Annotated in this window: 16 protein-coding genes; 1 reads left to right on the top strand and 15 read right to left on the bottom strand. The window is 70.5% G+C overall.

The features are described from left to right. Positions 1-182: 182 nt before the first annotated feature. Genes tsaD through glmS form a run of 10 tightly spaced genes read right to left on the bottom strand, consistent with a single transcriptional unit; the run spans position 183 to position 9,414 of the window. A complete protein-coding gene (gene tsaD, locus JWN68_RS06655; protein WP_297736448.1) occupies positions 183-1,229 on the bottom strand; it encodes a tRNA (adenosine(37)-N6)-threonylcarbamoyltransferase complex transferase subunit TsaD in 1,047 nt (348 codons plus the stop codon). A 17-nt stretch (positions 1,230-1,246) separates the two neighbouring features. Then, positions 1,247-1,696: a GNAT family N-acetyltransferase gene (locus JWN68_RS06650; RefSeq protein ID WP_297736445.1), complete on the bottom strand. Its 450-nt coding sequence runs from the start codon at positions 1,694-1,696 to the stop codon at positions 1,247-1,249. After that, the gene (gene tsaB, locus JWN68_RS06645; RefSeq protein WP_297736442.1) at positions 1,693-2,340 is read right to left on the bottom strand and encodes a tRNA (adenosine(37)-N6)-threonylcarbamoyltransferase complex dimerization subunit type 1 TsaB; all 648 of its coding nucleotides are present in this window, start codon (positions 2,338-2,340) and stop codon (positions 1,693-1,695) included. The genes JWN68_RS06650 and tsaB overlap by 4 nt, the downstream gene beginning before the upstream one ends. A gap of 14 nt (positions 2,341-2,354) precedes the next feature. After that, positions 2,355-3,242 carry a tRNA (adenosine(37)-N6)-threonylcarbamoyltransferase complex ATPase subunit type 1 TsaE gene (tsaE, locus tag JWN68_RS06640; RefSeq protein WP_366519758.1) on the bottom strand — a complete coding sequence of 296 codons (888 nt, stop codon included), beginning with the start codon at positions 3,240-3,242 and terminating at the stop codon, positions 2,355-2,357. A gap of 7 nt (positions 3,243-3,249) precedes the next feature. Then, positions 3,250-4,326 (bottom strand): alpha/beta hydrolase, encoded by a 1,077-nt coding sequence (locus tag JWN68_RS06635; RefSeq protein ID WP_297736438.1) that lies wholly within the window; start codon positions 4,324-4,326, stop codon positions 3,250-3,252. Beyond that, positions 4,323-5,456 (bottom strand): alanine racemase, encoded by a 1,134-nt coding sequence (gene alr, locus JWN68_RS06630; RefSeq protein ID WP_297736435.1) that lies wholly within the window; start codon positions 5,454-5,456, stop codon positions 4,323-4,325. The genes JWN68_RS06635 and alr overlap by 4 nt, the downstream gene beginning before the upstream one ends. A gap of 20 nt (positions 5,457-5,476) precedes the next feature. Next, on the bottom strand, positions 5,477-6,853 hold the full coding sequence (locus JWN68_RS06625; RefSeq protein WP_297736432.1) for an NAD(P)H-hydrate dehydratase: 1,377 nt from the start codon (positions 6,851-6,853) through the stop codon (positions 5,477-5,479). 3 nt (positions 6,854-6,856) lie between these two features. Beyond that, positions 6,857-7,144, bottom strand: coding sequence for a LysM domain-containing protein (locus tag JWN68_RS06620; protein WP_297736429.1), 288 nt, complete (start codon positions 7,142-7,144; stop codon positions 6,857-6,859). A 57-nt stretch (positions 7,145-7,201) separates the two neighbouring features. Beyond that, positions 7,202-7,555, bottom strand: a complete 354-nt coding sequence (locus tag JWN68_RS06615; protein WP_297736425.1) for a holo-ACP synthase — start codon at positions 7,553-7,555, stop codon at positions 7,202-7,204. A 2-nt stretch (positions 7,556-7,557) separates the two neighbouring features. Then, complete coding sequence (gene glmS, locus JWN68_RS06610) at positions 7,558-9,414, bottom strand: glutamine--fructose-6-phosphate transaminase (isomerizing) (protein ID WP_297736422.1); 1,857 nt, start codon at positions 9,412-9,414, stop codon at positions 7,558-7,560. Between the two features lie 65 nt (positions 9,415-9,479). On the opposite strand from glmS, the gene coaA reads away from it, so the two are divergent. Beyond that, on the top strand, positions 9,480-10,448 hold the full coding sequence (gene coaA / locus JWN68_RS06605; protein ID WP_297736417.1) for a type I pantothenate kinase: 969 nt from the start codon (positions 9,480-9,482) through the stop codon (positions 10,446-10,448). 1 nt (position 10,449) lies between these two features. On the opposite strand, the gene JWN68_RS06600 is transcribed toward coaA, so the two are convergent. The 5 genes from JWN68_RS06600 to rplM form a co-directional block, all read right to left on the bottom strand. Beyond that, on the bottom strand, positions 10,450-10,770 hold the full coding sequence (locus JWN68_RS06600; RefSeq protein ID WP_297736414.1) for a hypothetical protein: 321 nt from the start codon (positions 10,768-10,770) through the stop codon (positions 10,450-10,452). A gap of 68 nt (positions 10,771-10,838) precedes the next feature. After that, complete coding sequence (locus tag JWN68_RS06595; protein ID WP_297736411.1) at positions 10,839-11,297, bottom strand: hypothetical protein; 459 nt, start codon at positions 11,295-11,297, stop codon at positions 10,839-10,841. Between the two features lie 50 nt (positions 11,298-11,347). Further along, positions 11,348-12,694, bottom strand: coding sequence for a phosphoglucosamine mutase (glmM, locus tag JWN68_RS06590; RefSeq protein WP_297736408.1), 1,347 nt, complete (start codon positions 12,692-12,694; stop codon positions 11,348-11,350). 9 nt (positions 12,695-12,703) lie between these two features. Further along, the gene (gene rpsI / locus JWN68_RS06585) at positions 12,704-13,201 is read right to left on the bottom strand and encodes a 30S ribosomal protein S9 (RefSeq protein WP_297736454.1); all 498 of its coding nucleotides are present in this window, start codon (positions 13,199-13,201) and stop codon (positions 12,704-12,706) included. Between the two features lie 29 nt (positions 13,202-13,230). Next, a complete protein-coding gene (gene rplM / locus JWN68_RS06580) occupies positions 13,231-13,674 on the bottom strand; it encodes a 50S ribosomal protein L13 (protein WP_297736451.1) in 444 nt (147 codons plus the stop codon). Between the last annotated feature and the right edge of the window lie 8 nt (positions 13,675-13,682).

The following is a 13,682-nucleotide window of genomic DNA, read 5'->3' as shown; positions in this document are numbered from 1 at the left end:
CCACGAGCGGCAAGGGCAAGGGCCTGTTCCGCCGTCGATCCAACGGGTCCACCGCCGGCGGCCGCTCGGGCAACAAGGCCAAGGACGAGAGCTCTACCTCAGACGACGCCCTGGTCTACGAGCAGGACTGGCTGGGCGACGACTCGGCCGCCCCCGGAGTACTGGACTGACGCGAGCCCGGCTCACGCCACCACGGTGGTGATGGGTTGGGACGAGTCTGCTGGGAGGTCGAGCGCCGAGGGCGCTCGGCCCCTCGTCACCAGCTCAGCGCCGAGCGCTGCGACCATGGCGCCGTTGTCCGTGCACAGGCCCGGACGTGGCACCCGGACCCGGATCCCGCGGGCTTCGGCACGCTCGGTGGCCATCGCTCGCAGCCGGCTGTTGGCAGCCACCCCGCCGCCGATCAGGATGTCGTCGATGCCGTGGAACTGAGCCGCGTCGAACGCCTTTCGGACCAGCACGTCGCACACAGCCTCCTGGAACGACGCGGCCACATCGGCCACGTCGATCGGGGTCCCCAGGCGTTGCTGTGCCTCCACCCACCGGGCGACGGCGGTCTTGAGCCCGGAGAAGGAGAAGTCGAACCGGTGCCGCTCGACGTCCTTGCGACTGGTGAGGCCCCGCGGGAAGTCGATCGCGACGCTGCTGCCGCTGGCGGCCGCACGGTCGATGTGAGGACCGCCGGGGAACGGGAGCCCGAGCAGCCGTGCCACCTTGTCGAAGGCCTCACCAGCGGCATCGTCGATCGTCGCACCCAGCGGGTCCACCCCGACGGTCACGTCCTCGACCCGGAGCAGGCTCGAGTGACCCCCGGAGACCAGCAGCGCGAGGCAGGGCTCCGGGAGAGGTCCGTGCTCGAGCTGGTCGACGGCCACGTGGGCGGCCAGGTGGTTGACGCCGTACAACGGCTTGCCCAGCCCCAGGGCCAGCGCCTTGGCGCTTGCCACGCCGACGAGCAACGCACCGACCAGCCCGGGGCCGGAGGTGACCGCGATGGCGTCGACGTCGTGCAGGCTGATGCCCGCGGTCTCGCACGCTCGCTCGATGGTCGGGACCATGGCTTCGAGGTGGGCGCGGCTGGCCACCTCGGGCACCACCCCGCCGAAGCGGGCGTGCTCGTCGACGCTGCTCGCCACGGCGTCGGCCAGGAGGGTGTGACCGCGCACGATCCCGACGCCGGTCTCGTCACAGGAGGTCTCGATGCCGAGTACGAGGGGTCCGTCACTCATGAGGCGATCCTCCCCCATCAGCCGTCCCCGTGGGTGAGCAGTGCCCGTCGCATCACGATCGCGGCGGACCCGTCGCGGTAGTAGCGGGCCCGGACGTCGATCCGGCTGAAGCCCGCCCGGGCGTAGAACGCGATCGCGCCGCGGTTGGCCGCACTCACCTCGAGGAGCATCCGGTCGGCCTCCCCCGGGTGCTCGAGGAGGTCGTCCAGCAGCGCTGTGGCCACTCCTCCACGCTGCGCGTCCGTTCGCACCGCGACCCGTTGCAGGTCCACGACGTCGCCGAGCGACATCGAGACCGCGTAGCCCACGACCTCGTCCGTCCCGTCCAGGTGGGCCACCACGAATCGGCGTCCCGGGCCGTCCAGCTCTGCACGCAGTGCCGCCTCGTCCCAGGCCTCCGCACCGAAGAGCGCACGCTCCAGCACCGCCACGCCGGGGAGGTCCGCCGCGGTCGCGAGCCGGATCATGCGCCAGGGAGCACGGGCTTGCGGTGCGCGTTCTCCACCGCGTCCGGTCGGCGGAGGTAAAGCGGGTCCGGATCGAGGAGGACCGCCCGTTCCTCGGTGACGACCCGTGCCAGCCAGCCGGCACTCGGGCGATTCGGCGCCACTGCGTGCGGGAACGCCTCGGCATAGAGGCGCGCACCGTCACCCGCCACCGGCAGCGCGGTAGCAGCGGCCGCCGGCTTCACCACGTGCGGGCCGTCCGTACGCCGCCCCTGCTCGTCGTACGTCGCCACGTAGACCTCCTTGCGACGCGCGTCCGTCGCCACCATGAACTCGCCTCTCACCGTGCCCGTGTCGACAGCCTCGACCGCGATCACGTCGAGTGAGCACACGCCGTAGACGGGAATGTCCAGGACGTGGGCGAGCGTGCGGGCGGTGACCAGACCGACACGCAGGCCGGTGAAGGGTCCGGGACCGACACCCACGGCGATCGCGGTCAGGTCCTGGCGCACCACCCCTGCGTCGGCGAGGACCGACGCGATCAGGGGCGCCAGCTGTTCCCCGTGCTTCATCGGGTGGTCGGAGGGGCGCTCGGCCACGACCTCGTGACCGTCGTGGAGCGCGACGCTCACGAGCGGAGTGGCAGTGTCGAACGAGAGGAGCACGGTCGTGAGGCTACTCAGGCGCTCACGCGGCGGACGCGGACGACCCGAGGATCCAGCTCCTGGTCGCCCAGCGCATCGGCCATCGCCCGACTGATCGTGACCTCCAGCCTGTGGTCGGTGAGCGCCTCCACGAGGCCGGCGCCCCACTCCACCACCGTGACCGCCTCCTCGAGTGAGGTGTCGAGGTCGAGGTCGTCGAGCTCGGCGATCCCGCCGAGGCGGTAGGCGTCGACGTGGACGAGGTCGGGCCCAGCGACCAGCGACGGGTGCACCCGGGCGATGACGAACGTGGGCGAGGTGACGTCCCCCCGCACTCCCAGCCCGCGCCCGATCCCCTGGGTCAGCGTCGTCTTCCCGGCACCGAGCTCGCCGGTGAGCACGACGACGTCGCCGGCCCGGGTGGACCTGCCCAGGCGCTCGCCCAGGGCCCTCATTCCGTCGGCGTCCGCGATCTCCCAGGACGACTCGAGCTCGCGCCTCAGCTCGAGGTAGGGAGAGGCCGCCTCGACGACCTGGAACCCGTGCCGCTGCCAGAAGGCAGACGTGGCGGGAAGCTCTTCGCGGGCGAGCACCGCCAGCCACCGGTAGCCGAGGGTGCTCCCGACCGCTGCGTCCACCAGCGCACTGGCCACGCCGTGCCCTTGCGCCGCCGGGACGACACCGAACCGGCGCAGCATCATCACGTCCCCGCGGGGACCGAAGAGGAGGGCACCCACCGGCTGGCCGTCGAGGGTGGCCAGGAGGCCCCCGTGTGACCCGAGATCCGCCCGAACGCTGGACACGGTCTCCGACAGTGCGTCGGCCGGCGGGTCCAGGACGGGTCGCGCCGCGAAGGCCGCGCCGACCACGGCGTGCACGTCGGCGGCGGCGTCGGCTCCGACGCGGCGTACGTGCAGCGTCACTGAGCGATCACCGGGCCTCGAGCCGGGCGAAGGCGAGCGAGATGAGGTCGTCGAGCTCGGCGTTGACGTCCGTGTGCCGCTCCAGGATCACCATGTGCCCGGCACCCTCGCACTCCAGGAGGCTGGAACCGGGGATGCGCGCGTGCAGCTCACGCGCATGGCTGATGTCGGTGATCTTGTCGTTGGTGCCACAGATCACTGCCGAGGGCACGCGGCCCAGGACCTCCACGTGCTTGAACTTGTCGAGGCTGGCGAAGGTCGGATAGAAGTCGGCGACCACGGCGAACGGGGTGGCGTTGAGCATCTCGAAGGTGAAGTCGACGTAGTGGCCCGGCACGTCGTCGCCGAAGGCGTAGCGGTCGGTGACCACGTCCGCCAGTGCGTGCCCCCACCTGCGGGCCAGGTCGACGATCCGGTGGCCATGGTCCAGGGTGCGTACGGCACGGCCCATCAAGCGGCCACCTAGTCCGAGCGGCAGCATCGGGAAGAGGATCCGCCCCGGGTCGAGGCCACCTGCCGTGGTCGAGATCAGGGCGACCCCCAACACCTTGTCCCCGAACAGCTCGGGGAACTGCTCGGCCAGCGAGATGATGCTCATGCCGCCCATCGAGTGGCCGACGAGCACGCACGGGCCGGGCGAGGTCTGCTCGATCACCCGCAGCAGGTCGAGGCCGAGCTGGTCGATGGTCGTGCGGTGGTCCTCGGACCGAGCCGACCGACCGTGGGACCGCTGGTCGTAGAAGACGGTGCGGATCTGTCCGCGATAACCGGCCCGCTGGAAGTGCCAGCTGTCGAGGTTGAGGGAATAGCCGTGGGCGAAGATGACCGTGAGGTCGGCGTCATCCTGCAGCTTCTTGCGGCGGCTCTTCGTCGCCACCACCTCGTCGACCTCCGCGTGGAGGTCGAGGCCGTCGTCGGTGATGACGTTCAACGGCGTGCTGCGCAGCGAGCCGAACGGGATCACGTCACCCACCCCGCGCTTGGCGATCACCCGATGCCGCTGCGCGACCCCGACGACGACACCCGCCGCCGCCAGCCCGGCGGCGCCCGCGGCCGCGCCCATCGCCCTGCGCTTGACGCTCATGAGGTCGCCTCGTCCACGTAGCGCCTCGTGAGGCGGCCGCCGACCCGGGTCACGATCTCGTAGTTGATGGTGTCGGCGGCCACCGCCCAGTCCTGCGCGGTGGGTTCACCGTGGAGCCCCGAGCCGAAGAGCACCACCTCGGTGCCGGCCGGAGGAAGCTCCCCGTCGAGATCGACCACGAACTGGTCCATGCACACCCGCCCCCGGATGGGTCGCCACGTGTCGCCCACGCGCACCGAGGCGGCGTTGCCCGCCGCTCGGGGAATGCCTTCGGCGTACCCCGCCGGGACGATCCCGACACTGGTGTCGCGCTCGGCCACCCAGGTGTGGCCGTAGGAGACGCCGTCCCCGGCGACGATCGCCTTGCTCATCACCAGCCTTGCCCGGACGCTCATTGCCGGGACTAGGTCGAGGTCGTGGGTGAAGCCGGGCGCCGGGTCGAGGCCGTAGCTCGCGATGCCACAGCGGACGAGGTCGAACCGTGACGAAGGACGGAGCACTGCTGCCGCTGAGTTGGCGAGGTGCCGCAGCCCGGGATCCACGCCAAGGGTCGCAGCCAGGTCGACGGCTTCGAGGAAGGCCCGCTCCTGCGCGTCGTTGGCGGGGTGGGCCGGCTCGTCGCTGGCCGCCAGGTGCGACCAGATCCCGGTGATGTCGAGCCGGCCCTGCCGTTCCAGGTCAGCAGTCCTGGAGAACAGCTGCGGCCAGTCGGCGCGCGACGCGCCCCCGCGCCCGAGTCCGGTGTCGAGCTTGAGCTGCACCCGGGGACGGGGACCCGCTTCGACGATCTCGTCGAGCTCCTCGACGGAGTAGGCCGTCAGGTCGATGTCCGCGGCCACCGCCAGGTCGTAGTCCTCCCCCGGCACCGCCAACCAGCACAGCAGCCGTCCCTCGTCGCCGGCAGCGCGCAGGGCGAGGGCCTCGTCCAGGGTGGCGACGCCGAGCCAGTCGGCACCGGCCTCGCGGGCCGCGCGGGCGACGGGCACCATGCCATGGCCGTAGCCGTCCGCCTTGACGACGGTCATCATGGCCACGTCCGGGCCCACGATCTCGCGGAGGCGGCGGACGTTGTGCCGGATCGCCGCCAGGTCGACCACGATCTCCGCACGCGCAGGACCGGTCGACGTCATGGGAGCAATCCTGTCACCCCTCACAGGAGGGATCGCAGCACACTCCCCACAGCGTGGGCGACGTCTCCTGCCACGAGCGGCCCGCCGGCGGACACCTCGGTCGCAGCAGCGCCGTGCACCCACGATCCGACGGAGGCGGCGTCCCAGGGCGACAGTCCTGCCGCCAGCAGGGAGCCGATCACCCCGGCAAGCACGTCTCCGGCACCGGCGGTGGCCAACCAGGGCACACCGGTCGTGGTGACCCGGACGCGGCCGTCCGGTCTGGCTGTCAGGGTGCGGCGCCCCTTGAGCAGGACGACGGCCTCGAAGCGTTCGGCTGCGGCACGAGCGTGCTCGAGCGGGCGGGCCTCGACGTCGTCGCGCGCACTGCCCAGCATCGCGGCCAGCTCCCCGGCGTGCGGAGTCAGCACGCACGGTACGCCGACAGGCCCGACCACGTGACCGAGCGCATCGGCGTCGATGACGACCGGGACCTCGTCGCTCAACGCACTTTCCAGCTCAGCCGCGGCGTCCTCTCCCCCGCCGGGGCCCACGACCCACGCCTGGACGCGGCCCGGACCCACCACCTCGGGGTGGACGAGGCGGACCTGGTCGGCAACGGCGTGGGGGCCGGCGTAGCGCACCATCCCGACCAGCCCGCACGACGCGCCCGCCACGCACAGGAGGGCTGCCCCCGGGTAGGTGGGACTGCCGGCACGGATGCCCACGACACCGCGGTTGTACTTGTGGGCTGCCCCGCCAGGTCGGGGAAGGAGTCGCGCCACGTCCGCCGGCTGGAGCGCCTCGACCGCTGCCTCGGGCAGGGCGAGCCCCAGGTCGACGAGGTGGACGGCCCCGCACGCAGCGGCGGCCGGATCCACCAGATGGGCCACCTTGTGGGTCCCGAAGGTGATCGTGACGTCCGCGACGACGTGGGGACCGTCGAGCTCGCCGGTGTCCACGCCAACCCCGGACGGGACGTCGACCGACACGACCGGGATGCCGTCGAGGGACGCGACCGCCGCAGCCGCCGCGGCGGTGAGGCCGGGGCGGCCGCCGATGCCGACGATGCCGTCCACCACGACGTCGGGTGACGGCCCGACGAGTGACTCCAGGACGCTGCCACCGGCGGCGAGCAGGGCCGCGAGCCCGGCCTCGTGGTGTCGCGATGCCAGGAGGAGCACGTCCACCGCGACCCCGCGACGCCGCAGCAGCGCGCCGGCGTACAACGCATCTCCCCCGTTGTCACCGGCGCCCACGAGGAGCAGCACCCGGCGGCCGTAGCCCCCACCGAGGAAGTCGAGCACGGCATGGGCCAGTCCGGCGGCAGCGCGGTGCATGAGCGTGCCCTCGGGCACGGTGCGCACCAGGTCGTGCTCGCTGTCGCGCACCTGGGCGACCGTGTGGGCGAGACGCACGGGTCAGCGCATCGGGATCCGGAACACCTGACCCGGGAAGATCAGGTCGGGGTCCTCGATGTCGTTGATACGAACCACTTCCTCGACGGAGGTGCCGGCTCGGGCACTGATCTCCTGAAGGGTGTCGCCCACCTCGACCGTGTAAGTGTCGAACACCTCCGGCGTCGTCTCGACCGCAGCCGCCGCTGGCACGTCGTCCTTGGCCGTCCTCGAGGCTGCCGTCGTCTGCTTCGACGCCCGGGTGGAGACGGCATCCCTCAGAGCACCCCTGACGTTGTCCAGGAAACCCATTTCGCCACCTCACGTGTTGTCGTCGACGGACAACCCCACGCTAGCCCAGCCGCCGGGTCAGCACTCCAGCACGACCACCGCGGAGGCGATCCCGGCGTCGTGGGAGAGCGAGACGTGAACGTGCCGTGCGCCCAGATCATCGGCCCGGGCAGCCACGGTCCCCCTCAGCACGAAGCGCGGACGACCCGTCTCCTCCGAGACGATCTCGGCGTCGTGCCAGGCCAGTCCGCCGGGGGCGCCCAGCGCCTTGGCGATGGCTTCCTTGGCGGCGAAGCGCGCGGCCAGCGACGCCAACGGGCGCGTCGCCTCGGCTGCGGTGAAGAGTCGCTCGCGCAGCGCGGGCGTGCGCGCGAGTGACGCGCCGAACCTCTCGACGTCGACCACGTCGATGCCGACCCCGATGATCGGCACGACTATTCGACCGTGACGGACTTGGCCAGGTTGCGCGGCTGGTCCACGTCATGACCCATCCGAGTGGCGAGCTCGCAGGCGAAGAGCTGGAGCGGCACGACCGCGACGACCGGCTGGAGCAGGGTGGGCACCTTCGGGAGTCGGATCAGGTCATCGGCGTACGGCGTGATCGACTCATCGCCCTCCTCGGCCAGGACGATGGTGTGCGCTCCGCGCGCGCGGATCTCCTGGATGGCGCTGACCATCTTCTGGTGCAGCTCGTCGCGGCCCTTGGGGGGTACGACGCAGAAGACAGGCAGGCCCTCCTCGATCAGCGCGATGGGGCCGTGCTTGAGCTCGCCCGCCGCAAAGCCCTCGGCGTGGATGTAGGCGAGCTCCTTGAGCTTGAGCGCACCCTCCAGGGCGATCGGGAAGCCGGCGTGACGGCCGAGGAACAGGACCGAGCGCGTCTCGGCGTGCTGCGCGGCGATGGCGTAGATGTCGTCGGCCCGGTCGAGCACCGTCTGCACGTGCTGCGGCATCTTGGCGAGCTCGTCGAGGATGTGGGAGATCTCGTCGCCGAACTTCAGACCCCGCACCTGCGCGAGGTAGAGGCCGAGCAGGTAGCAGGCGACCAGCTGGGTCAGGAACCCCTTGGTCGAGGCGACGCCGATCTCGGGGCCGGCGTGGGTGTAGATCACCGCGTCGGACTCACGCGGGATGGTGGAGCCGTTGGTGTTGCAGATGGCCAGCACCCGCGAGCCCTGTGCCCGGGCGTGCCTGATCGCCATCAGGGTGTCGGCGGTCTCGCCGGACTGGCTCAACGCCACGACCAACGTGTCGCGGGTCAGGATCGGGTCGCGGTAGCGGAACTCGTGGGAGAGCTCGACCTCGCAGGGGATGCGGGTCCAGTGCTCGATCGCATACTTGGCGACCATGGCGGCGTAGTTGGAGGTACCGCAGGCGACGACGATGATCTTGTCGACGGTGCGGAGCTCGTCCTCCGAGATGCGCACTTCGTCGAGCTGCAGCCTGCCGTTGCCGTCGTGACGGCCGAGCATCGCGTCGGCGAGGGCGCGGGGCTGCTCGAAGATCTCCTTGCGCATGAACCAGTCGTAGCCGTCCTTCTCGGCGGCCGAGAGGTCCCAGTCGACGTGGTAGCGCTTGCCCTCCGCCGGGCTCCCGTCGAACCCGGTGACCTCGACGGCGTCGCGGGTGATCGTGACGACCTCGTCCTGTCCCAGCTCGAGCGCCTCCCGGGTGTGCTGGATGAAGGCAGCGACATCGGAGCCGATGAAGTTCTCCCCCTCTCCGAGCCCGACGACCAGCGGGGAGTTGCGGCGCGCTGCGACGACCCGGGACGGGTCCTCGCCGTCGATCGCGACCAGGGTGAACGCCCCGTCGAGGCGCTGGCACACCCGCTGCATCGCGGTCGTCAGGTCGACCCCGGACTGCACCTCGAGCTCGAGCAGGTGCGCGGCCACCTCGGTGTCGGTCTCGGAGAGCATCTCGTGACCGGCGCTCTCGAGCTCGGCGCGCAAGGTCGCGAAGTTCTCCAGGATGCCGTTGTGGACCACCGCGACCCGGAGCTGCCGACCGAGGTGCGGGTGGGCGTTCTGGTCGTTGGGGGCTCCATGGGTGGCCCATCGGGTGTGGCCGATCCCGGTGGTCGCGGCGGGGAGGGGGGACTCGGAGATGGCCTTCTCGAGGTTGACCAGCTTGCCGGCCCGCTTGTCGGAGACGAGGACCCCGGTGCCGTCGGACATGTCCACCAGGGCGATCCCGGCCGAGTCGTAGCCGCGGTATTCCAGCCGGCGCAGGCCCTCGATCACGACGTCCTGCGCCTGCTTCTCACCGACATATCCCACGATTCCGCACATGGTGCGGAGTCTACGCATCGGCACCCCTGGGGGCCCGATCCGCGAGCGGTGCAAGAATCCTGCGCATGTCGGACGCAGCGGGGCTGTCCACCGCGAGTGAGTCATCCCCCTACGTGGAGCTCGAACGGGCCGCTTGGGCCGAGCTGGCGCAGGAGAGCGAGAGCCCGCTCACACCCGACGAGGTCCGCCAGCTACGCGGGCTCGGGGACGAGCTCGACCTCCACGAGGTGGAGCAGGTCTACCTCCCCCTCTCGCGGCTGTTGTCGATGTACGTCGCAGCAGCCGGGCGCCTCCATCGCAAGCAGGAGGAGTTCCTCCATCGCCAGCAGCCGCCGCGCACCCCGTTCGTCATCGGGCTGGCCGGCTCGGTGGCCGTCGGCAAGTCCACGACGGCACGTGTGCTCCAGCAGGTGCTGGCCCACTGGCCCGAGCACCCCAACGTCGCCCTCGTCACCACCGACGGCTTCCTCTACCCCAACGCCGAGCTCGAGCGACGCGGGATCCTGCACCGCAAGGGCTTCCCGGAGTCCTACGACCGCAAGGCGCTGCTGCGCTTCGTCGTCGACATCAAGTCCGGTCGCGACGAGGTCGAGGCTCCGACCTACTCCCACCTCGTCTACGACGTGGTCCCCGACGAGCGGGTCGTCATCAAGCGCCCCGACATCGTCATCATCGAGGGCCTCAACGTGCTGCAGCCCGCCCGGATCCGTGACGACGGCCGCACCGGCCTGGCCGTGAGCGACTTCTTCGACTTCACCGTCTACGTCGATGCGGCGCTGTCGGACATCAAGCGGTGGTACATCGAGCGGTTCCTGCGCCTTCGCGAGACGGCGTTCGCCGACCCGGCGTCGTACTTCTACAAGTACGCCGCCCTCACCCCCGACCAGGCGGTCGACGTCGCGACGCACATCTGGGACTCGATCAACGGGCCCAACCTCGTCGAGAACGTCGCCCCCACCCGCGGTCGCGCGACCCTGGTGCTCCGCAAGGACGCGGACCACTCGGTGCGCTACGTGCGGCTGCGCAAGCTCTGACTCAGAGCTTCTTCTGCAGCTCGAGCAGGGTCTCGATACTGCGGTAGCCCAGAGCCTCGTTGACGGCGTTCATGTGGTCGTTGACCTCCGCGTTGCAGGTGTCGACGGCCCGTAGGTCGGGGTAGGTCGCCAGGGCGTTGTCGCGGGTGGCGATCTTGAGCGCCATACCGAGGCGGTGTCCACGGTGGGCGGGGTCGACGAGGGTGATGGCGATCTGGCCGTGCGTCGGGTCCGCCTCGTTGATGCGGACGTCGGAGCTGCCGGCCACCGAGCCGTCCGGCGCGATCGCCAGCGCGGTCAGGATGTGCCGGCCGATGCTCATGCAACGAGCCTCGGCGCCGCGACGAGCAGCCGAGTTTTGAGGCGTCAGGGACGACAGGGTCCGACTGCTCAGGACGAGACCCCGGCCGTCCCGGGCCGGCCGCTCCTGGTCCTGCGCACACACACGAAGACGGGGAGAAGCAACACCAACCCGAGCACGAGGCTCGCGGCGGCGAAGGCCTGCTCGGCCTGCACACCGCGGACGGTCAGGCCCGACACCAGCAACAGGCCGACACCGCAGACCGCGGCCAGGACAGCGATCACCCACGCGGCCGCTCGAGCCCTCGGAGCGGCGACCAGTGCGACCAGGGCCGCCACCGTCGCCAGGAGCAACGGCAGGCCGCCCCAGATGATCGTGGCGATGAACGAGGTGGCTGCCAGGCCGATGGAGCCGGTGCCGAGATCGAGCCCGCTCGACTCGATGGCGAATGCCGCCGCGTTCCAGGCGATCACGACCAGGACCAGGACCAGGAACGAGCCGAGGGCCACTGTGCGCCAGGACATGCCAGCCGAAGTCTCATCAGTCATGGGAGCAGGATGTCAGTCCATCGCTCGCGTGGTTCACGCTTCGGCAAACCTCAGAGAGCGAGCTGGGCCTTGACGACATCGGCGAGACGGTGCGCCACGTCGTGGGCAAGGTCGTGGGTGGGAGCCTCGACCATCACCCGGACCAGCGCCTCCGTGCCGGAGGGCCGGAGCAGGATCCGACCGGAGTCTCCCAGGGCGGCTTCCTCCTCGGCCACGGCTGCGGCCAGGACGGCGTCCTCGTCGGTGCGGGACTTGTCCACGTCCGCCACGTTGACGAGCACCTGCGGCAGGCGGGTCATCACCCCGGCCAGCTGCTTCAGCGACGTGCCGGTCGCGGCCATCCGTTGCAACACCTTCAGCGCGGTCAGGATGCCGTCGCCCGTGGTGGCGTGATCGGAGAGGATGACGTGTCCGGACTGCTCGCCACCGAGGTTGTAGCCCGAGATCCGCATCGCCTCGAGGACGTAACGATCGCCCACCTTGGTCTGGCGGACCCCCACGCCCGCGCCCTTCATGGCGTGGACGAAGCCGAGGTTGCTCATCACGGTGGCGACGACCGTGTCCTTGACCAGGGTGCCCTCGTCGCGCATGGCGAGCGCCAGGACGGCCAGGATCTGGTCGCCGTCGACGACGTGGCCCTCGTGGCACACCGCCAGGCACCGGTCGGCGTCGCCGTCCAGGGCGAACCCGGCATCGGCTCCGTGCTCCAGGACGGCCGCCTGGAGGGACTCCAGGTGGGTCGAGCCGCAGTTGTCGTTGATGTTCAGGCCGTCGGGGTCGGCATGGATGGCAATGACCTCGGCGCCGGCGTCGCGCAGGGCCTGGGGGCCGACCTCCGAAGCGGCCCCGTTGGCACAGTCCAGCACCACCTTCAGCCCCCGCAGCGGCTCGGGTGTCGCGGCGACGAGGTGGCTCGCATAGTCGGTCACCGCATCGGCGTACGGCGAGACGCGGCCCACGGCGCCGCCGGTCGGCCGCTGCCACTCCTCGCGCATGCGCTTCTCGATCGCGACCTCGATCGCGTCATCGAGCTTGAGACCGCCGCGGGCGAGGAACTTGATGCCGTTGTCGGGCATCGGATTGTGCGAGGCCGACAGCATCACGCCGAGGTCGGCGCCGAGCTTGCCGGTGAGGTAGGCGACACCCGGTGTCGGCAGCACTCCCAGGAGGAGCACGTCGACGCCGGCCGAGGCGAGACCGGCCACCACCGCCGCCTCGAGGAACTGCCCCGAGATGCGGGTGTCACGTCCCACCACGGCTACCGGTCGGTGCCCGGCGAACTCACCGCGGTCGGCGAGCACGTGAGCTGCGGCAACGGAAAGGTCCAGGGCCAGCTCCGCCGTCAGTGCGGCGTTTGCCAGACCCCGGACCCCGTCCGTGCCAAAGAGGCGAGTCATGCAGTCAGATCAGCGCTTGCTGAACTGCGAAGCCTTGCGAGCCTTCTTGAGACCGGCCTTCTTGCGCTCGACGGCGCGGGCGTCACGCGTGAGCAGCCCGAGCTTCTTGAGCTCGGCGCGGTTGGCGTCGATGTCGATGGCGTTGAGCGAGCGAGCCACGCCGAGACGCAGGGCGCCGGCCTGACCGGCGATGCCGCCACCGTGGATGCGGCACAGCACGTCGAAGCGGCCCTCGAGCTGCAGCGCGACGAACGGCTCGTTGACGATCTGCTGGTGCAGCTTGTTGGGGAAGTAGTCCTCCAGCGTGCGGCCGTTGACCGTCCACTGGCCGGTGCCCGGGACGAGCCGGACGCGAGCCACGGCTTCCTTGCGGCGGCCGGTCGCGGCACCGGGGGCGATCGTCGCGGGACGCAGCGGGGCGTCGGCGGACGGGGCGCTCTCGGAGCTGTAGGCGACGCCGTCGGCGTCGGTCTCGAAGGTCTCTTCGACCTCTGACGTGGTCTCGATGTTCTCAGTCACTGTTCGGTCCTATGCGCTTACTGGGAGACCTGGGAGATCTCGAACGGGATGGCCTGCTGTGCCACGTGGGGGTGCTCCGGGCCGGCGTAGACCTTGAGCTTCTTCAGCACCTGACGACCGAGCTTGTTCTTGGGGAGCATGCCCCAGACAGCACCCTCGATGGCCTTGCGGGCGTCCTTCTCGAGAAGCTCACCGAAAGGCGTCGAGGAGAGACCGCCCGGGTAACCCGAGTGGCGGTAGGCAAGCTTGGTGACCTTCTTGTTGCCGGACAGGGCAACCTTGCTGGCGTTGATGATGATCACGAAGTCGCCCATGTCCATGTGCGGAGCAAAGGTCGGCTTGTGCTTGCCGCGGAGAAGGTTGGCGGTCTGGACGGCGAGGCGTCCCAGGACCACGTCGGTGGCGTCGATGACGAGCCACTCTCGCTGGATGTCAGCGGGCTTGGGGCTGTACGTGCGCACGGCTGTAT

The sequence above is a fragment of the Nocardioides sp. genome, assembly GCF_025964975.1.
In the GTDB taxonomy this organism is placed as follows: domain Bacteria; phylum Actinomycetota; class Actinomycetes; order Propionibacteriales; family Nocardioidaceae; genus Nocardioides.
The sequence above is the reverse complement of the archived record's forward strand: the minus strand, read 5'-3'. Positions and strand labels throughout refer to the sequence as shown.